This is a genomic window from Aeromonas sp. s6 (assembly GCF_040907815.1).
In the GTDB taxonomy this organism is placed as follows: domain Bacteria; phylum Pseudomonadota; class Gammaproteobacteria; order Enterobacterales; family Aeromonadaceae; genus Aeromonas; species Aeromonas caviae.
The window spans coordinates 32,881-52,070 of record NZ_JBFOCN010000078.1; the positions used below are offsets into that span (position 1 = coordinate 32,881).

Annotated in this window: 16 protein-coding genes and 3 tRNA genes; 8 read left to right on the forward strand and 11 right to left on the reverse strand. The window is 63.0% G+C overall.

What is annotated here, in order from left to right:
- Nucleotides 1-186 precede the first annotated feature (186 nt).
- Complete coding sequence (locus AB5Y50_RS12260) at nucleotides 187-663, forward strand: Lrp/AsnC family transcriptional regulator (protein ID WP_010672894.1); 477 nt, start codon at nucleotides 187-189, stop codon at nucleotides 661-663.
- A 136-nt stretch (nucleotides 664-799) separates the two neighbouring features.
- Here AB5Y50_RS12260 and AB5Y50_RS12265 read toward each other — a convergent pair whose 3' ends face one another.
- The 3 genes from AB5Y50_RS12265 to AB5Y50_RS12275 form a co-directional block, all read right to left on the reverse strand.
- Entirely contained in the window at nucleotides 800-1,117 is a 318-nt protein-coding gene (locus tag AB5Y50_RS12265) for a hypothetical protein (RefSeq protein WP_041211026.1), read from the reverse strand.
- A gap of 148 nt (nucleotides 1,118-1,265) precedes the next feature.
- Nucleotides 1,266-1,496: a hypothetical protein gene (locus AB5Y50_RS12270; protein WP_029313696.1), complete on the reverse strand. Its 231-nt coding sequence runs from the start codon at nucleotides 1,494-1,496 to the stop codon at nucleotides 1,266-1,268.
- A 35-nt stretch (nucleotides 1,497-1,531) separates the two neighbouring features.
- The gene (locus AB5Y50_RS12275; protein ID WP_029313694.1) at nucleotides 1,532-1,957 is read right to left on the reverse strand and encodes a MarR family winged helix-turn-helix transcriptional regulator; all 426 of its coding nucleotides are present in this window, start codon (nucleotides 1,955-1,957) and stop codon (nucleotides 1,532-1,534) included.
- A 175-nt stretch (nucleotides 1,958-2,132) separates the two neighbouring features.
- On the opposite strand from AB5Y50_RS12275, the gene AB5Y50_RS12280 reads away from it, so the two are divergent.
- The 4 genes from AB5Y50_RS12280 (at nucleotide 2,133) to AB5Y50_RS12295 (ending at nucleotide 6,079) form a co-directional block, all read left to right on the forward strand.
- Entirely contained in the window at nucleotides 2,133-3,137 is a 1,005-nt protein-coding gene (locus tag AB5Y50_RS12280; RefSeq protein ID WP_368162916.1) for an NADP-dependent oxidoreductase, read from the forward strand.
- A gap of 178 nt (nucleotides 3,138-3,315) precedes the next feature.
- Nucleotides 3,316-3,756: an NUDIX hydrolase gene (locus AB5Y50_RS12285; RefSeq protein ID WP_039039391.1), complete on the forward strand. Its 441-nt coding sequence runs from the start codon at nucleotides 3,316-3,318 to the stop codon at nucleotides 3,754-3,756.
- A 173-nt stretch (nucleotides 3,757-3,929) separates the two neighbouring features.
- Complete coding sequence (gene chrA, locus AB5Y50_RS12290) at nucleotides 3,930-5,072, forward strand: chromate efflux transporter (protein WP_049635934.1); 1,143 nt, start codon at nucleotides 3,930-3,932, stop codon at nucleotides 5,070-5,072.
- Nucleotides 5,073-5,209: 137 nt separating this feature from the next.
- Nucleotides 5,210-6,079 (forward strand): GyrI-like domain-containing protein, encoded by an 870-nt coding sequence (locus AB5Y50_RS12295; RefSeq protein ID WP_053288131.1) that lies wholly within the window; start codon nucleotides 5,210-5,212, stop codon nucleotides 6,077-6,079.
- Between the two features lie 59 nt (nucleotides 6,080-6,138).
- Here the strand turns inward: AB5Y50_RS12295 and msrB are convergent, their stop codons facing one another.
- The 4 genes from msrB to malQ form a co-directional block, all read right to left on the reverse strand.
- Nucleotides 6,139-6,525, reverse strand: coding sequence for a peptide-methionine (R)-S-oxide reductase MsrB (gene msrB, locus AB5Y50_RS12300; protein WP_049635936.1), 387 nt, complete (start codon nucleotides 6,523-6,525; stop codon nucleotides 6,139-6,141).
- Between the two features lie 56 nt (nucleotides 6,526-6,581).
- Entirely contained in the window at nucleotides 6,582-8,720 is a 2,139-nt protein-coding gene (gene glgX / locus AB5Y50_RS12305) for a glycogen debranching protein GlgX (protein ID WP_319864354.1), read from the reverse strand.
- Nucleotides 8,720-10,897: a 1,4-alpha-glucan branching protein GlgB gene (gene glgB / locus AB5Y50_RS12310; protein ID WP_052816506.1), complete on the reverse strand. Its 2,178-nt coding sequence runs from the start codon at nucleotides 10,895-10,897 to the stop codon at nucleotides 8,720-8,722. Before glgB ends, glgX begins: the two co-directional genes overlap by 1 nt.
- Before the next feature lie 82 nt (nucleotides 10,898-10,979).
- Entirely contained in the window at nucleotides 10,980-13,169 is a 2,190-nt protein-coding gene (gene malQ, locus AB5Y50_RS12315) for a 4-alpha-glucanotransferase (RefSeq protein ID WP_319882928.1), read from the reverse strand.
- 346 nt (nucleotides 13,170-13,515) lie between these two features.
- Here malQ and gap point away from each other — a divergent pair, with 346 nt between their 5' ends.
- Together gap and AB5Y50_RS12325 are read left to right on the forward strand one after the other, a co-directional pair.
- The gene (gap, locus tag AB5Y50_RS12320; RefSeq protein WP_010672882.1) at nucleotides 13,516-14,511 is read left to right on the forward strand and encodes a type I glyceraldehyde-3-phosphate dehydrogenase; all 996 of its coding nucleotides are present in this window, start codon (nucleotides 13,516-13,518) and stop codon (nucleotides 14,509-14,511) included.
- A 105-nt stretch (nucleotides 14,512-14,616) separates the two neighbouring features.
- Entirely contained in the window at nucleotides 14,617-15,477 is an 861-nt protein-coding gene (locus tag AB5Y50_RS12325; RefSeq protein ID WP_049635939.1) for a D-hexose-6-phosphate mutarotase, read from the forward strand.
- A gap of 70 nt (nucleotides 15,478-15,547) precedes the next feature.
- Here AB5Y50_RS12325 and nadA read toward each other — a convergent pair whose 3' ends face one another.
- Nucleotides 15,548-16,621 (reverse strand): quinolinate synthase NadA, encoded by a 1,074-nt coding sequence (gene nadA / locus AB5Y50_RS12330; protein ID WP_010672880.1) that lies wholly within the window; start codon nucleotides 16,619-16,621, stop codon nucleotides 15,548-15,550.
- 142 nt (nucleotides 16,622-16,763) lie between these two features.
- On the opposite strand from nadA, the gene AB5Y50_RS12335 reads away from it, so the two are divergent.
- Nucleotides 16,764-18,869: a methyl-accepting chemotaxis protein gene (locus AB5Y50_RS12335; protein WP_049635940.1), complete on the forward strand. Its 2,106-nt coding sequence runs from the start codon at nucleotides 16,764-16,766 to the stop codon at nucleotides 18,867-18,869.
- A gap of 47 nt (nucleotides 18,870-18,916) precedes the next feature.
- Here AB5Y50_RS12335 and AB5Y50_RS12340 read toward each other — a convergent pair.
- The 3 genes from AB5Y50_RS12340 to AB5Y50_RS12350 all read right to left on the reverse strand — a co-directional run bounded on the left by AB5Y50_RS12340 (nucleotide 18,917) and on the right by AB5Y50_RS12350 (nucleotide 19,185).
- Nucleotides 18,917-18,992: transfer RNA gene (locus AB5Y50_RS12340), tRNA-Val, on the reverse strand.
- 19 nt (nucleotides 18,993-19,011) lie between these two features.
- Nucleotides 19,012-19,087 (reverse strand) — tRNA-Lys (locus AB5Y50_RS12345).
- Between the two features lie 22 nt (nucleotides 19,088-19,109).
- Nucleotides 19,110-19,185, reverse strand: a tRNA-Val gene (locus tag AB5Y50_RS12350).
- Nucleotides 19,186-19,190: the final 5 nt, after the last annotated feature.

Consider the following 19,190-nt stretch of genomic DNA (forward strand, 5'->3'; position numbering starts at 1 on the left):
GACCCGGTAAGGTCCTTCACCACAGGTGCCTGGTCGGGCGCCTGTCTTGCCACCGGAAGATGTAACCATGTTACTCCCCGCGATGCGGTGAGTGGTTGTGAAGTAGCAGGTATTTTCAGTTGTTTTTGCAATAGTTCACCCTTAATCTAGGAAAAGTGGATTAGTAATTGCGAAGAGGTACGGAGAATGCTGAAACTTGATCGTATAGACAGGCATATTCTGGAGCTGATGCAGGAAAATGGCCGCATCAGCAACCTGGAGCTGGCCGAGCTGGTCGGGCTCTCTCCTTCCCCCTGCTCGCGCCGGGTCAAGGCGCTGGAGGATGCCGGTCTCATCGATACCCATGTCACCCTGCTCAATGCCCGCCAGCTGGGGCTGACCCTCACCGCCTACATTCACATCTCCATGGACAGGCACACTCCGGAGCGGTTCGAGAACTTCGATCGCGCCGTCAAGGATCTGCCCGAGGTGCTGGAGTGCGACCTCATCACCGGCAACGATGCGGATTACCAGCTCAAGGTGGTGGTGCGGGATATGGAGCACTACCAGCACTTCCTGCTGGACAAGCTGACCCACATCTCCGGCGTGACCGGGGTGCGTTCGAGCTTCGTGCTGCGCCGCATCAAGCACAAGACCGCCCTGCCCCTCAACCACCTGGGCTGACAACCCACCCCGCATCCGGGGATGCACCAAAAGCAAGAGGAGGCCAGGGCCTCCTCTTCTTGTCTCTGCTATCAAGGGCATTCGCGGTCAACACAGCCCCCGGGCGCCCTCGCGCCGCCAGGTGGTGGACGCCTCGTCATGCCTCGACCTGGCTGACGTCCTGCACCTGCAGCAACCAGCCGCTCTGCTCCTGCAGGGGTTCGCCGCGCAGCCGCAGCCGCTCACCGGTCGACACCCACTGCCCTTTGGGCAGAGATATTTCCAGGCTCTCGCTGCCGTTGTCGAACACCCAGCGATCGGCGCCCAACGACTCCATCAAGTACCCTTCCATCTCCACTCTGGACTCGGCCTGCCAGGAGGGGGAGGCGGTATCACGGCTCTCGATGAAATCCCCCTGAACACCAAAGCTGGCCAGCCCCCACAGAATGGAGAGCCCGACGATGGATGATTGCATCTCTCTCTCCTGTTGGTTTGCTACCTTGAGGGCCAGTATGGGAAGAGAAAAATGAGTGCACCATGAACAAGGTGCCAAAGTGCTGGCAAGATCGCGAAAAAAACCGGCCCCATGGCCGGTCATGTCATTTTATGTCGTACAGGTCACACTACTTGGCCGCTTCTTCTGCCATCCGTGCAGCCCTTGGTTTATTTGTCCACATGGCCACCCCGCGGTGATCCGCACAGATCCCCTCGTCGGTGACCGCCCGCACCCGGACCCCGTCCTTGCAGATGGCCTGCCAGGCATCGGCATCGTCGATCTGCAGCTCGGAACGGGGATAGGAGGTATCGGCGCAGGCGCACAGCAGGATGGCAAACAGAGGGAGCAGGGATTGCATGGGTTTCATCGGGTCACTCCTGACGGGGAAAGGGATCAGCGCCCCAGCTGCGCCGCCACGCGATCGCAAAGCTGCTTGAGCTGGGCCAACTCAGCATCGGCCAGATCCACCTGATTGCGCAAGCTGTCCGCCAGACAGCACTCCCTGACCTCCTGCTGCAACTGGCGTCCCGCCTCGGTCAGACTGATGCACTTTTGCCGCTCATCCTCGTGGGAGACGGTTCGGGTCAGCCACCCCTTGCTCTCCAGCCGCTTGACGATGGGGGTCAGGGTGCCCGCATCCAGTCCGGTCTCCTGCCCTATCTCCTTGAGGCTGACCTCGTCCCGGGCCCAGAGCGAGAGCATCACCAGGTACTGGGTATAGGTGAGATCCAGCTTGTCCAGCAGCGGCCGATAGGCACGCATCACCGCATTGGAGGCGCTGTAGAGGGCAAAACAGACCTGCTTTTTCAATTCGCTCATGGAGGACCTCGCTGACGACAAGGGGGCAGTATACCCCATCAACTTCGGGGCTGAATAGTTTGCACACAAAACAGTTGCCAGCCCCCGTGTTCAGGACTACCCTGATTTTAGTTTGCACACAAACAAAAATACCAGGCCGCCGCCCGACGCGCGGCCCCACTGCCGGAGAATGCCCATGAATGCCATCAGCCATCAAATCCAACTGCTGCATCGCCCCACCGGTCTCCCCACCCTGGAGGACTTCGCCCTCCGGGACGTGCCCCTGCCCGCCCTGCAGGAGGGAGAGGTGCAGGTCGCCAACCAGTGGCTGTCGGTGGACCCCTACATGCGCGGCCGCATGAGCGAGGCAAAAAGCTACGTTCCTCCCTTCCCCCTCAACGGCCCCCTCGACGGCGGCGCCATCGGCACGGTACAGGCATCGCGCCACCCCGATTTCAAGGTGGGGGACAAGGTGAGCAGCATGCTGGGCTGGCGGGATGCCTTCGTGGCAAACGCCGCCCAGCTCACCCGCCTGCCCGACACCACCCTGCCGCCCCAGCGCTTCCTCGGCGCCCTCGGCATGCCGGGCATGACCGCCTGGGCGGGCCTGCACAAGGTGGCACACCTGAAGGCCGGTGAAACCCTGCTGGTCTCGGCAGCCTCCGGGGCGGTCGGCACCATGGCGGTCCAGCTCGCCAAGCAGGCGGGGGCCAGGGTCATCGGCTCCACCGGCTCGGCCGACAAGGTCGCCTACCTCAAGACCCTGGGAGCCGATGCGGTGATCAACTACCGGGAGACCCCGGATCTCGACGCCGAGCTGGCCCGCCTCGCCCCCGAAGGCATCCACGTCTACTTCGAGAACGTGGGGGGCGCCATGCTGGATGCCGCCCTTAACCACCTGGTGGTGCACGGGCGCATCGTGCTGTGCGGCCTCATCGAGCAGTACAACAGCAACGGCCAGGCCAGCGGCCCGCGCAACCTCTCCCAGGTGATCCGCAAGCGCATCCTGATGCAGGGGCTGCTGGTCTCCGATCACTGGCAACACTACGGGGCGTTCCTGGCCGAGGCCATGCCGGCCTTCGAGGCGGGCACCCTCCAGGCCGAGGAGACCGTCAGCGAGGGGCTGGCCAGCATGCCGCAAGCCTTTATCGGACTGTTCCAGGGCCGCAATACCGGCAAGATGCTGGTCAGACTGCCCTGATCCGGAGGCATTTCCCATCTATTTAACAGATAGAATATCGCCAGACCCATCCATTTAAGCGATGGAAAATCGGCATCCGATCGCCCTTGAACAGGCGGCTTGCACAACGGGCCCATCCCCCCTAAGGTGGGCCCGTTTTCCCTGGCGCACCCCGCCGTCTCAGCAAGGAGCCTCCCCTATGTCTACCCCCTATCCCCGCGTCGGTGTCGGCGTCATTCTCACCAATGGCCAGGGCCAGGTACTGCTTGGCAAGCGCAAGGGCAGCCATGCCCCCTACTGGTCCATCGCTGGCGGTCATCTGGAATTGGGGGAGACCTTCGAGTCGGCAGCCATCCGGGAGGTGGCGGAGGAGACCGGCTTCGTCATCCGCCAGCCTCGCGTCATCGCCGTCACCAACAACCTGGAGACCTGGCGCGAGAGCGGCCTGCACTACATCTCGGTCACCCTGCTGGCAGAGGTGGACGGGGAGCCGCAACTGCTGGAGCCGGAAAAATGCGAGGGCTGGATCTGGTGCGACCCGCACACTCTGCCCGAGCCTCACTTCGATGCCAGTCGCCAGTCCATCGCCTGCTGGCTGGCGGGACAATGCTACCTGCCCCAGGCACAACCTGCCCCCTGACCCTCACCGGCAGGCTGCCGCGCGTCACCCCGGTACCTCTCGTCAGCTGGCGGAGGCGACCAGCCACCCCGCCAGCCCCTGTTGATGGCAGGCAGCGCGGGAGGGCGTACCGTCACCAAACTGTCACTTTTTTGTCATATTATCCGGGCCAGGATGATGACGAGGAGGGGAAGATGGGACAGGTATTCATGCAGTTCTTGTGGCTGGGGTGCATCAGTGTTGGCGGGCCGGCCGCCCATATCGGCTATTTTCAGCGCACCTTTGTCCAGCGGCTGGGCTGGCTGAACCAGGCGGAGTTCGCCCAGTTGCTGGCCCTGTGCCAACTGCTGCCGGGTCCGGCCTCCAGCCAGCTCGGCTTTGCCATCGGTCGCCACCGTGCCGGCATCGGCGGCGCCCTGGCCGCCTTCGTCGGCTTTACCCTCCCCTCCTTTCTGCTGTTGCTGGCGGCCGCCGTCGGTCTGGGTCAGCTTGCGGGCAACCTCTGGCTGGACGCCGCCCTGCACGGCCTCAAGCTGCTGGCGCTCGTCGTGGTGGCGGATGCCGTGCTCACCATGAGCCGCCAGTTCTGCAAGACGGCGCTGCAACAGGGGGTCATGGTGGCCACCGCCGCCGCCCTCTGGTGCGCCCCCGGTCTTCTGACCCAGGTCGCCATGCTGCTCGGCGCGGCCCTGCTCTGTGCCCTGCGCGAGCCGCACCCGGGGAGTCAGGGCCCCGCGTCCACTCCGGATCGCCAGCCTCACTGGCCGACCCTGCTGCTGTTCGCCCTGCTGTTCGTCGGCCTGCCCCTGGTGGCGAGCGGCCCCGTCAGCCAGTTGCTGGCCGACTTTTACCGGGCAGGCAGCCTGGTGTTTGGCGGTGGTCACGTGGTGCTGCCCCTGTTGCAGGAGAGCCTGGGTCACCACCTGAGCGAGCAGCAGTTCCTGACCGGCTACGGCCTGGCCCAGCTGGTACCCGGCCCCATGTTCACCCTGGCCACCTACCTGGGCGCCGTGCTGTTGCCCGCCACTCCCCTCATCGGGGCGCTGCTGGCGACCCTGGCGCTCTTCCTGCCGGGTTTCTTGCTGCTCTGGGCGCTGGGCCCCTGCTGGCAGCACTGGCTGGCCCGCCCCCGTCTGGCGGGGGCCGTGGCCGGCATCAACGCCGCCGTGGTGGGGCTGCTGCTGGCGGCCCTCTATCAGCCGGTGTGGCAGAGCGCCGTGCTCTCCCCCACCGATCTGGCGCTGGCCGCCGTCGGCTTCTACCTGCTGCGGGTGCCACGGCTCCCCGTTCTGCCCCTCGCCGCCCTGCTGACGGGGGCCGCCCTGCTGCTGGCCTGACGAACCCGCGACAAGTCAGGCAGCGCCCGCCGGGCTGGCGGTCATGGCTCTTATCCCCGAGGGGAGGCAAAGAGAGCAAGATCCGTCAGGACAGCTCGGGCCCGTTGGCCGATAGTGGGCAGCACAGAGGAGAGACCATGGATCACAACCAGACAGAGGCCTACCGCCGACGCTTTCAAACGGTGACAGAGCACATCGAGCGCCATCTCGACGACGACCTGTCGCTGGAGCGGCTCAGCGCCGTGGCGCACTTTTCGCCCTTTCACTTTCATCGGCAATTTGCCGCTTACTGCGGCGTGCCGCTGGGGCGTTACATCCAGCTGCTGCGGCTGAAGCGGGCCTCTTACCGGTTGGCATTCGCGCCTCTGGACAAGGTGACTGATATCGCCCTCGATGCCGGCTTCCAGCATGGCGAATCTTTCAGTCGCGCCTTCAAGCAGACGTTCGGCCTGACGCCCAGCCAGTTCAGGCAGCACCCGGACTGGGCCAGCTGGCATCGCTGCCTGCCACGGCCCCCCACAAAGAGGATTGACCCCATGCGAGTCGACATCATCCAGTTCCCGCAGACCGCCGTCGCCGCCCTGACCCATCAGGGCCTGCCCGAGCGCATCAACGACACCGCGGCGCGCTTCATCCAGTGGCGCAAGGCCACGGGCGACTCCCCGGTCGCCACCAGCCGGACCTATGGCCTGGCGCCGGACGACCCCGCCACGACGGAGGGTGCGGCGTTTCGCTTTACCCTCTGTGGCAGCGTCGAGGCCCCCGTCGCCGAGGACAATGAGTGGGGCGTGAAGAATGCCCTCATCCCGGCCGGGCGCTGCGCCGTGGTACGCCACCACGGCTCCCACGACCTCCTGGCCGACTGTGCCCGGGCGCTCTACCGCGACTGGCTGCCCGCCAGCGGCGAAGAGCTGCGGGATTTTCCACTCTTCTTCCACTACCACAACTTTGTACACGAGGTGCCCACCCATGAGCTGGTCACCGACATCTACCTGCCGCTGGCATAGCCCGGCACCTGACAGGGGGAGATAAAAAAGCNGGGAGGCGCCGCTGGTCGTGTCGGGGATCAGGCGTCGGGCTCGAAATCCAGGCTCAGGCTGTTGACGCAGTAGCGCTGGCCGGTCTCGGTCGGCCCGTCGGGAAAGACGTGGCCGAGGTGGGAGCCGCACTGGCTGCAGGTGATCTCCACCCGCTTCATGCCGTGGCTGTTGTCCTCGGTGTAGGTCACCGTCCCCTCGATGGCCCGGTCGAACGAGGGCCAGCCGCAGCCCGCGTCGAACTTGGCTGCTGAGTGGAACAGCACCTGCTTGCAGCAGACGCAGTGGTAATCGCCGCTCTTGCGGTTGTGCAGCAGGGCACCGCTGTAGGGACGCTCGGTCCCTTTCTCCCAGCAGATGTGGAACTGCTCTGCACTCAGCTTGTCGCGCCACTGTTCAGGGTTGTTACTGCTCATTCCGGCTCCTCACCACTGATAACGGTGCCCAGCATACCCAGTCAGGGCGCCTGGCTCTACCCCGCCAGCGGGAACTGTGATCCCGTTGGCAACACGGCGACAACATCCGCTGCCACCACCCCTTCGCTCGCCAGCACCGCCGCCGGCAGGGCGACCCGCTCCAGCAGCTTGAGGGAGTGGGCACGCCCCACCGCCACCTGCCGCTTGATGTCGTCCGGCAGGAAGGGCAGGCCGTCGTTGGTGGCGGTGTCGATGGTCTGGATCCACTCCATGCCCTCCCCCGGCGGCGGCAGGCGGAACTGGATGTCATAGTCGCTGGCGTTGAACAGCACGTACCAGCGCTCCCCGGAGCAGCCAATCATGCCGATGTCCATGGCAAACGCCTGCCCCATGGGGGCGTGCCAGTCCTGATCGGTGAGCTGATGGCCGTCCGGGTGATACCAGTTCACCTGGTGACAGCTGGTCGCCTTGCCGTTCCAGCCGTCGTCGCTCAGTTGCAGGTTGGAGAAGACCCCGGACTCCGCCCGCAGCGCCATCATCTGGCGGGTGAAGGCGAGCAGCCGCTCGTCCTCCGGGCGCAGTTGCCAGTTCACCCAGCTTATCTGGTTGTCCTGACAGTAGGCGTTGTTGTTGCCGAGCTGGCTGCGGCCCATCTCGTCCCCGGCCAGAAAGTGGGGCGTCCCCTGTGACAGCAGCAGGGTGGCGATGAGGTTGCGCTTCTGCTGCTGGCGCAGGTTGTTGATGCGCGGGTCCAGGGTCGGCCCCTCCACCCCGTGGTTGCTGGAGAGGTTGTTGCCGTGGCCGTCCCGGTTGTCCTCGCCGTTGGCCTGGTTGTGGCGCTGGTTGTAGGAGACCAGGTCCTCGAGGGTGAAGCCGTCGTGATAGCAGAGGTAGTTGACGCTGGTGTGGGGGGAGCGCCAGTTCTTCGGGAAGAGATCCCGCGAGCCCACCAGACGGGTGGCAAAATCCCCCATCTTGCCCGCATCCCCGCGCCAGAAGGCGCGCACCGTGTCGCGGTAACGATCGTTGATCTCCAGCCACTGGCTCGGAAACTGGCCGAGACGATAGCCGAAGGGGCCGATGTCCCAGGGTTCGGCGATGAGCCTGACCCGCGCCAGCACGGGATCCGCCATCATGGCCTTGAAGAAGGCGCTCATGGGATCGAACTCCCCCGCTTCCCGCGCCAGGGTGACCGCCAGATCGAAGCGGAAACCGTCCACCTGCATCTCGGTGACCCAGTAGCGCAGGGCATCGAGCACCAGCCGCAGGGTGTTGGGGTGATCCAGATTGACGCTGTTGCCGCAGCCGGTGACGTTGGCGTGGCGATGGTAATCCAGACCGTGGGCACCCGACTCGAAGGCGTAGTAGCCCGCGTTGTCAAACCCCTTGAGGGAGAGCATGGGGCCGTCGAAGCCGGACTCCGCGGTGTGGTTGTAGACCACATCCAGGATCACCTCGAGCCCCGCCCGGTGCAGCTCGCGCACCATGGTCTTGAACTCGGTTACCGCATCCTTCGCCCCGTAGCGCGGTTCGGGCGCGAAGAAGGCGATGGGGTTGTAGCCCCAGTAGTTGGTGAGCCCCAGCTGCTCGAGCCTGGGCTCGGACATGAAGGCCGCCACCGGCATCAGCTGGACCGAGGTCACCCCCAGCCCCTGCAGATGCTCGATCATCAGCGGGTGGCTGATGCCCAGATAGGTGCCCTGCAACGCCTTGGGGATGCCGGGGTGCTGGCGGGTGAACCCCTTGACGTGGGTCTCGTAGAGCACGACCCGCTCCGGCGGGATGCCGGGCTTGCCGACTCCCTGCCAGTCGAAGGCATCGTCCACCACCACCGACTTGCCCACCATGGCCGCGCTGTCCCCGTCGTAGAGGGCATCGTCCCAGTGGGTGGCACGGCTGAGCGCACGGGCATAGGGGTCTATCAGCAGCTTGTCCGGGTCGAACAGCAACCCCTCCTGGGGAGAGCCATGCACCCGGTAGCCATAGCGCTGACCGGCCTTGACCCCGCGCACGTGGCCGAACCAGTACTGACCGCGCCGACCGGGCAAGGGGAGACGCGCCAGCTCCTGCTCCTCGTCGTCGAACAGGCAGAGCTCCACCTTGTCCGATTGGGGAGCCCAGACACAGAAGTGGCAGCCTGTCTCGTCCAGACGGGCGCCAAGCGGGTGATCTACCCCGTTTTCCATTTCAAACATCAGGACTCCTGTTTGATGAACAAGGTCGCGAGCGGCGGCAAGTCCAGCACCAGGCTGTGTGCCATCCCCTGCCAGGGGGTCGCCTCGGCGACGAAGACCAGACCCACATCATAGTTGCTGCCCCAGTAATGCTCGCTGTCGGTGTTGAGCACCACCCGATAGCGACCGGCAGACGGCACCCCGAGACGGTAACCGATGCGCGGCACCGGGGTGAAGTTGCAGGCCACCACCAGCGGATGGGCCCCCAGCTTGTCGGCCCGCAGCCAGGCGAAGATGCTGTTGTCGGCATCGTTGTGATCCAGCCAGCGGAAACCGGCCTGTTCATAATCCGCCTGGTACAAGGCAGGTTCATGACGATAGAGGTGGTTGAGATCCCGGATCAACCGCTGCTGGCCGCCGTGCCTGGGGTACTGCAACAGGTGCCAGGGCAGCTGGGCATCATGATTCCACTCGTTGCTCTGGGCGATCTCGGTGCCCATGAAGTTGAGCTTCTTGCCGGGGTGGGCATACATGAAGCCCATGTAGGCGCGCAGGTTGGCGGCCTGCTGCCACTCGTCCCCCGGCATCTTGTAGAGCAGGGAGTGCTTGCCGTGGACCACCTCGTCGTGGGAGAGGGACAGAATGAAGTTCTCGTCATAGTGGTACACCATGGAGAAGGTCATGTCGTTGTGGTGGTAGCGACGGTGAATGGGCTCTTTTTGCATGTAGCTGAGGGTGTCGTGCATCCAGCCCATATTCCACTTGAAGCCAAACCCCAGGCCGCCGAGGAAGGTGGGACGGGAGACCCCGGCAAAGGCGGTGGACTCCTCGGCGATGGTCATGGCGTGGGGGTACTTGCCGTACACCTCCTCGTTGGTCCACTTCAACAGGCTGATCGCCTCGTAGTTGTGGTTGCCGCCATCGACGTTGGGCACCCACTCACCGGCGTTGCGGGAATAATCCAGATAGAGCATGGAGGCGACCGCATCCACCCGCAGGCCGTCGATGTGGAACTTGTCGAGCCAGAACAGGGCGCTGGCCACCAGGAACTGGCGCACGGTGTCGCGACCGAAGTCATAGATGTAGGAGTTCCAGTCCGGGTGCCAGCCACGGCGCGGATCTTCGTACTCGTAGAGCGGCGTGCCGTCGAAGCGGGCCAGGCCGTGGGCATCGGACGGGAAGTGGGCGGGCACCCAATCCAGAATCACGCCGATCCCCGCCTGGTGGCACTGATCCACGAAGTATTTGAAATCGTCGGCCGTGCCGTAGCGACTGGTGGGGGAGAACATGCCCACCGGCTGGTAGCCCCAGGAGCCGCTGAAGGGGTGCTCGGAGACCGGCAGCAGCTCGATGTGGGTGTACTCCATCTCCTTGATGTAATCCACCAGTTCCACCGCCAGCTCGCGCCAGCTCAGGCTGTCGCCGTTGGAGTGACGCTTCCAGGAGCCCACATGCAGCTCGTAGATGGAGAGGGGCTGCTCGCGCTTGTCATTGAGCTGACTCTCGCGCCAGGCGGCGTCCTGCCACTGGTACTGGCCATGGTCATAGACCACGGAGGCGAACGAGGGGTACTGCTCGCTGTAGAAGCCCACCGGGTCGCTCTTGTGGGGCAGGCGATTGCCCGCTGGGTCCTTGAGTTCGAACTTGTAGCGATCCCCGGCCTTGAGCCCCGGCACGAACAGCACCCAGTGGCCGCACTGGCTGCGCTGCATGGGGTGACGGCGGCCATCCCAGAAGTTGAAATCGCCGATGAGGCTCACCGCCGTGGCGCTCGGCGCATAGACCGCAAAACGGACCCCTTCCACCTGCTGGCCGAGGTGCGTCACGGTGCGCAACTGGGCGCCGAGGGTGTGGTAGAGGTTTTCCGGTTGCCAGGTGAGTTCCGCCAACCCCTCCCAGGCGGCAGCCTGGAACTGATAGGGGTCGATGATGTCGGCACTGGCGTCGGCGTAGGTCGCGATGAGCTGGTAGGGGAAGGGATTCTTGCGGCGGGTGAAAACAGTTTCAAAGAGGCCCGCTTCGTCAGCGGCGGTCAGGGTGGCAACTATCTTGCCTGACTTGAGATCCCTGACCCGGACCTCGAGTGCATCGGGCAACCAGGCGGTGAGTTTCAGGCCTGGCCCATCCGGATTGGCCAGCAGGCCTAGATGGGAGAAGGGATCGGCACAGCGGGCGGCAACCAAACGTTCAACGGGCATCGACATTTCCTTTGATGGCTGAACATCCGCTTCGGCCGAAGCCGAAGCGGATGAAAGTGAGTCACATGTTGGCGTTCAAGGCTCAACGGCTGGCCTCGTCACGGGCCCGGCTCATCTTGCCCGCCAGATTCTTGAGCGCCTCGTCGGCGAAGATATCCTCCAGATCCCGGGAGAGCTTGCGACGCCAGTTGGGGTACTCGTAGCTGGTACCCGGCACGTTGACCGGCTTGTCCATCTCCAGCCAGTCTTCGAGCTGGGTGCTGAACAGGGCACAGCTGCCGCGGGACATGTGCAGTTGCAGACCGTGGTTGAGCTCGGTATTCATGCCGACCCAGTTCACGTCGTGACTGATATTGCCAGAGATGACCCCATGAGCATGCAGGCTGTCAAGGATCCGCTGCTTGGCCTGGTGGCGATCAGCATACAGGGTCTTGAGTACGTCTTCATCCGGGTACAGGCCCAGTTCGCGTCCCAGCGCCAGATCGTCGCAGTGCCAGAAGCCTTTGAGGGTCGGCATGTCGTGGGTGGTCAGGGCGGACATCGCCTGCTCGGCGTAGTGCGCCGGGGAGATGAAGCCACCATCGTCCTTGGAGCGCTCGAAGAAGAACACCTTGTAGGAGTGGACGCCGTTCTCTTTCAGGGTCACGTCGATCCCCTCCGGCACGGTCCCCAGATCCTCGCCGATCAGCAGGCACTGGTTGCGATGAGACTCGAGGGCCAGGATCCCCAGCAGATCGTTCACCGGATAATAGATGTAGGCCCCCTTGGCGGCCGACTCTCCGGGCGGCACCCACCACAGGCGCAGCAAGGCCATCACGTGGTCGATGCGCAGGGCGCCGCAGGAGCGCATGTTGGCGCGGAACAGATCCACCATGGGCTGGTAGGCGGCCTCGAACAGCTGGTTCGGGTTCATGGGGGGCAGGCCCCAGTTCTGGCCGAGGGGGCCGAGAATGTCGGGCGGCGCACCGACCGAGGCTTTCGGGCAGTAGAGATCCCGGTTTGCCCAGATCTCGGTGGAACCTTCGGAGACGCCGACCGCCAGATCCCGGTAGATCCCCATCACCATGCCGGCGGCCTTGGCGCGGGCATCGGCCCGGGCCAGCTGCTCGTCAGCCAGGAACTGCAGATAGAGATAGAAGGCCACATCCTGCTGGTGCTCGGCCATCCAGGCCGCCACTTCGGGGTTGTGGTAATCGCGCAGCGCCTCGGGCCAGACCGGCCAGCCCCAGGCATTCTCGCCTTTGGCATAGAAATGGGCCTGCAGGGCGTCAAACGCTGCCTGCTGTTGCAGGCTGTCACCGCCGGCAGCCACGAAGGCATCGAACGCAGCCTGACGCTCGGCGCTGAAGCTGGCCTGGTCGAACACCTGGCGCAGCATCCCGATCTTGGTCTGGATGACGCCGGTGTAATCCACATTGTCCTTGACCCGCAGGGAGGTGAGGTGCTGCTGGAAGGCCGGGCTCGCCACTTCCGCTTTCAGGCGATCGTTGCCCACGAATTCGGGCACCGCTTCCACATCGATATAGGCGACGTTGAGCCAGCGACGGGAAGAGGGGCTGTAAGGGCTGGCACTCTCCGGGTTCGCCGGATAGAGGGCATGAATGGGGTTGAGACCGACGAAGTGGGCTCCCCAGGCGGCGGCATTCTCAACCAGCTGGCCGAGATCGCTGAAATCGCCGATGCCCCAGTTGTGGCGGCTGCGCAGGCAGTAGAGCTGGACGCTCGGGCCCCACACCTTGCGACCATTGGCGATGGGCGCCTGCTTGTAGCAGGACTTGGGGGCGACGATGAGACGCATGGTGGCCAGCGGCTCGTCATTGCCCTCTTCCAGCAGGATGAGCTGGTGATAACCCAGCGCAGGCTGCACATCCAGGGTGACGCGATAGGCCTGACACTCCATCTCCTCGAACTCGGCCACCCCGACCAGCTCACCCTCGATGGGAGTGAGTTGACCGGACAGCACTGCACCCTGCTCCTGCTGGAGCTGCCAGGTGAGGGCATCGTTGACGAATTCGATGGGGAGGCGAACCTCAAGAGTAACGGCGTCGCCGCTGCGGACCACCATCACGGGATCCAGCGCGCGCAGCCAGTGCTGGCGGTGCTCCTGCTCAAGCTGTTCGGACAGGGCGGCCTCGTCATCGACGCGGTAGCCCATGGCGCCCAGCATGGCGGCCTTGCTCTCTTTCGATACCAGGGCCGGCTGGCCCCAGGCATCAACATACTCACTGGCAATGCCTTTGGCGGCAGCCAGCTGTTCAATCAGGGTGGTCATAGTTTGAGAATTCCCGCTGTGGATTCTGTCTACGCTATTTTGTGATTAATTTTTATGGTTGGTACTTGAACAGTGGCTCTTTGGCCATGCTAAACCGCGCACATTTTTACATATCTCCCCGGCTGGATGTGTGACCGGGCAGGCACTATTGTTGTTCTCTGCCACCGACTTTGCTGATGATGCATTCAACAAAAGTTGGTAGCCAGTTACATAAACCGAAAATAAATTTCACAGTTTTTCATGATATAGCGCAATTTCGCGCAGATTGTTGGTTGACTCGCGAGGGAGTTCTAGTAAATTTACAAACGGAATTTTCTTTGACTACTGAACAGTTAGGTAACCAATTATGACTATCAAAGTAGGTATTAACGGTTTTGGCCGTATCGGTCGTTTCGTTTTCCGTCTGGCCGCTGAGCGTGCTGACATCGAAGTGGTTGGTATCAACGACCTGATCGACGTTGACTACATGGCTTACATGCTGAAGTACGACTCCACTCACGGTCGCTTCAAGGGCACTGTTGAAGTCAAAGACGGCAACCTGATCGTCAACGGCAAAACCGTACGTGTTACCGCTGAACGTGACCCGGCCAACCTGAAATGGGGCGAAATCGGTGTTGACGTTGTTGCCGAAGCAACCGGTCTGTTCCTGACCGACGAAACCGCTCGCAAGCACATCGCTGCCGGTGCCAAGAAAGTCGTACTGACCGGTCCGTCCAAAGACGCTACCCCGATGTTCGTCATGGGCGTCAACCAGGATTCCTACGCTGGCCAGGACATCGTTTCCAACGCTTCCTGCACCACCAACTGCCTGGCCCCCATCGCCAAGGTTCTGAACGATACCTTCGGTATCGAATCCGGCCTGATGACCACCGTTCACGCTACCACTGCTACCCAGAAGACCGTTGATGGTCCGTCTGCCAAAGACTGGCGCGGTGGCCGCGGTGCGGCTCAGAACATCATCCCGTCCTCTACCGGTGCTGCCAAGGCTGTTGGCGTGGTCATCCCGGAACTGAACGGCAAGCTGACCGGCATGGCCTTCCGCGTTCCGACTCCGGACGTGTCCGTTGTTGACCTGACCGTCAACCTGAAGAAAGAAGCGTCCTACGCTGAAATCTGCCAGGCCATGAAGGCTGCCTCCGAAGGCGCCATGAAGGGCGTGCTGGGCTACACCGAAGACGAAGTGGTTTCCACCGACTTCCTGGGTGAGCGTCAGACTTCCGTGTTCGATGCCAAGGCTGGTATCCAGCTGAACAAGACCTTCGTGAAAGTCGTCTCCTGGTACGACAACGAAATGGGCTACTCCAGCAAGGTTCTGGACCTGATCGCTCACATCTCCAAGTAATTTGGGATGCGCAATCGCGTAGCTTGAAAAAAGGCGGCCAATGGCCGCCTTTTTGTATTCTGAATCACGGACCCTTTCTGAATGTCCCCGAGCACTGGAGCCTTTATGACACCGACACGTACGCTGACTGCCCACTGCACCCTGAGCCAGGATGGCCTGCCCCTGCTGACCATAGACAATGAGCACGCCAGGGCCGAGATAAGCCTGTTTGGCGCCCATGTGCTGCGTTACCAACGCCATGGTGAGCCGGCCTCTCTCTGGCTCAGCGACAAGGCGATACTGGATGGCAGCAAGCCCATTCGCGGCGGCATTCCCCTCTGCTGGCCCTGGTTCGGCCCCTCCCCCGCTCGCGTTGGCAGCGGCAAGCCGGCTCATGGCTTCGCACGCAACTGCCTGTGGACGCTGGATGGGGTCTCCGATCACGGGGATGGCACACTCGTCCACCTCTCCCTGCGTGACAACGATGCCAGCAGGACACTCTGGCCCCATGCCTTCGAGCTGGAGCTGGACGTACTGGTCGGCAAGGAGCTTTCCCTGGTGCTGACCACCCGCAACACCGGCAAGTCAGCGCTCACCTACAATGCCGCCCTGCACACCTACCTGCAGATCAGTGCGCCGGAAGCGGTGACCGTGACCGGCCTCGGCGAACCCTATCTGGACAAGCTGACCGGCCGAAACGAACTGCAACAGGGAGCGCTGACCGTCACCGCAGCCATGGATCGCATCTACCGCCAGCCCGATGCCATGGTCAGCGTGCAGGATGGTGAGCGCACCACCCGGGTGGTCAACGGCAACCACGACAGCGTGGTGGTCTGGACCCCCTGGCAGGAAGGGGCCAGCGCCATGGCCGACATGAGTGACAACGGTTATCGCACCATGCTCTGTGTCGAGGCGGCCATCACCGCCGAGGACGGGATCACCGTCCAGCCCGACGAGGAGCACAGCTTCTCCACCGTCATCATCTGACGATACAGATGACGGACAAATAAAGAGGGCTCCCGCAGGAGCCCTCTTTGCATCTTGCCATCAGAGTCAGTCAGGCGTTGCCCTGGGTCTTGAGCTTGAGCTCCGCGGCGAAATCCAGCATGCGGTCGAGCGGGACAAGCGCTTTGAGACGCAGTGCCTCATCCACATGGATCTCGTGACGCTCGGCACCGTCGGTCAGGGCCTCCTTGATGGCCACCAGGCCGTTCATCGCCATCCAGGGGCAGTGGGCGCAGCTACGGCAGGTGGCACCATCACCGCCGGTGGGCGCCTCCACCATCTCTTTCTCCGGGCAGGCCTGCTGCATCTTGTAGAAGATGCCGCGATCGGTCGCCACGATCAGTTTCTGCTGGGGCAGCTCTTTGGCGGCCTTGATGAGCTGGCTGGTGGAACCCACCGCATCCGCCAGCTCGATGACGGAGGCCGGGGACTCCGGGTGCACCAGCACGGCGGCATCCGGGTTCTGGGCCTTGAGCTCGCGCAGCGCCTTGGCCTTGAACTCGTCGTGCACGATGCAGTGACCCTGCCAGCGCAGCATCTCGGCCCCTGTCTTCTTCTCGATATAGGCGCCGAGGTGGCGGTCTGGGCCCCAGATGATCTTGTGACCCTGACTGTCCAGATGTTCGACGATCTCCAGTGCAATACTGGAGGTGACCACCCAGTCGGCCCGTGCTTTCACCGCTGCCGAGGTATTGGCATAGACCACCACGATGTGATCGGGGTGCGCATCGCAGAAGGCGGAGAACTGGTCGATGGGACAACCCAGATCAAGAGAGCACTCGGCCTCCAGCGTCGGCATCAGCACCCGCTTGTGGGGGCTCAGGATCTTGGAGGTCTCTCCCATGAAGCGCACACCGGCCACGATCAGGGTCTGGGCTGCATGGTCGCGACCGAAGCGGGCCATCTCCAGGGAGTCACCCACGAAGCCACCGGTGGCTTCTGCCAGGGCCTGGATCTCGGGATCCGTGTAGTAATGGGCAACCAGCACGGCCTGGCGCGCCTGCAGCAGCACCTTGATCTCGGCGATCAGGGTCGCCTTCTGCTCGGGAGTCAGGGGCTGTGGTTTGGCCGGGAAGGGGTAGTCCATCTCGACTACCGGCGGAATACTGCTCAGTGCATTGCTCATTGCGACTGTTCCATCAACGCTCGGGAAGGCCAAAATTATAACCAGAAGCCGTGCACAAACCCATCAACAAATCCAGTACAGTACAACTGTCAGGACCCGCTCCGACCATATCGTTGTCATTCTTGCCAAAAGGAGTTGTCGAATGAAACAACGTTCGCTCAAGACCAAGTTGTTGTTGCTCACGCTGGGACTTTTTCTCGCCAGTGGCGTCGCCATGACATGGATACAGTCCTCCTCGCTGAACGGCCTGCGCGATGACATCATGGCGCAGACCCGTGGCGCCCTGGAGCAGGAGGTTTCCCGTTCCCTGCAATTCCAGGCAGAGCGGTATGCCGTGCAGATCGAAGACCAGTTGCAGCAGGCCTATCAGATACCGCTCGGCATGGCGGCGCAGCTTGAAGGAAGCATGGCCCAGCCGGACCAGCGGCTGAGTCGCCCGCAAGTGGAGCTTCTGCTTGGCAGCCGCCTGCGCCAGGCAAACGGGATCAGCTCCATCTACGCCCAGTTCGAACCCAACGGTTACGACGAACAGGACGCCGACTGGCAGACGGGCGCCAGCCATTCGGTTGCCGGCAAGGGCAGTCTCGAGGTCTACTTCACCCGGGAACAGAACGGAAACATCGCGCAGCAGACCATAGATGCCGCCACCAGTGACGCCAAGTTCGACACCTCGCGCAATGAATTCGGCATTCGCAACAGCGAGTGGTATCTCTGCGGTCGCGAGACTCGTCGCCCCTGCCTGATGGAACCCTACCTCTACGAGATAAGCCCTGGCCAGAAGATGCTGATGACCAGCCTGACGGTGCCCGTCCTCAAGGATGGCAAGTTTGCCGGGATCACCGGGGTCGACATGAACCTGCCCATCTTCCAGCAACTGGCCGAGCACCTTGGCAAGAGCCTCTATGACAACCAGGCCGAGGTCACCCTGGTCAGCAAGGCGGGCTTCATCGTCGGCAGCAACCGCCATTCGGACAAACTGGGGCGCCCCCTGACAGAGGCCGGACTGGTTGCCCCGAATGGACACCCCGCCGATACCGACAGCGATTTCATCTTGCAGCAGCCCATACGGATCGAGGCTGCCGACAACCAGTGGTGGCTGATGATCAAGGTGCCCAAGGCCCTCGCCCTCAGCCAGGCCAACACCATCAGCCAGCAGCTCGGCAGCCTGTTGCAGGCTACCCAGCAGCAGCAGCTGGTTGCCATCGTTGTCATCACCCTGGTGGCCCTGGGCCTGCTTGTCTGGTTCATCCAGACCATCACGGCGCCCCTCTCCCTCATCAGCCGCCACGTCTCCCACCTCGCCAGCAATGAGGGCGACCTGACCCAGCAGATGCGTATCGACACCCACCAGGAGCTCATCGAGCTGGGCAGGCATCTCAATGCCTTCCTCGGCAAGCTGAGGGCCATGGTGCAGGGCAGCAAGCAGATTGGGCAACAGGTGCATCAGCAGGCCAGGGGCATGAAGCAGACGGCCGATGCCATGCGCAGCAGCCTGGATGATCAGAGCCTGGAGCTGGAGAGCGTGGTCAGCGCCATGCACGAGATGAGCACCACGGCAGTCAGCGTGGCGGGCTATGCGGAACAGGCGGCGCAGGAGTCGGAAGCGGCGACCCACCATGTCAGCACGGCCCAGCAGACCTTGAGCAGGGCCCGCAACGAGATCCATACCCTGGTCGAGGACATGCATCAGGCCGACAAGGCGGTCGCCCAGGTCGCCCAGCGCAGCACCAATATCAGCCACATCCTCGATGTGATCCGGGCCATTGCCGAACAGACCAATCTGCTGGCCCTCAACGCAGCCATCGAGGCGGCGCGGGCCGGCGACATGGGCAGGGGTTTTGCCGTCGTGGCGGACGAGGTGAGGGCGCTGGCCAACAAGACCCGCTCATCCACCGACGAGATAGGGCAGCTCATCGGCAGCCTGCAAACCGAGGTCACCAGCAGCCAGCAGTTGATGAGCACGGGGATCGCCCGCTCGGTGAGCACGGTTGAAGGCACGGAGCAGGCCTTCGAGGCACTCAATCAGGTGGTCACCCAGATCCAGCAGATCCATGATCACATCAGCCAGGTGGCGACCGCCGCCGAGCAGCAGAGTGCCGTGAGCGACACCATCAACCAGAACCTGATGCGCATCGGTGACGCCGCCACCACCCTGGGACAAGAGGCCAATGCCAGCCAGCGCCTGAGCGAGGCACTGGAACAGGCGGCCACCACCCTGGCAAGCGAGCTGGATCGACTGCGAACCTGATGGGAGACGGAAACGAAAAAGCCCGCATCGCTGCGGGCTTTTCAATATGGTGGTCGTTACTGGGCTCGAACCAGTGACCCCCTCCTTGTAAGGGAGGTGCTCTCCCAGCTGAGCTAAACGACCTGGGATATGACTGAAATGATGGTGGGTCGTGCTGGATTCGAACCAGCGACCAATTGATTAAAAGTCAACTGCTCTACCGACTGAGCTAACGACCCATCGAAATCATTTTTTAAAGCATGGTGGTCGTTACTGGGCTCGAACCAGTGACCCCCTCCTTGTAAGGGAGGTGCTCTCCCAGCTGAGCTAAACGACCTGGGA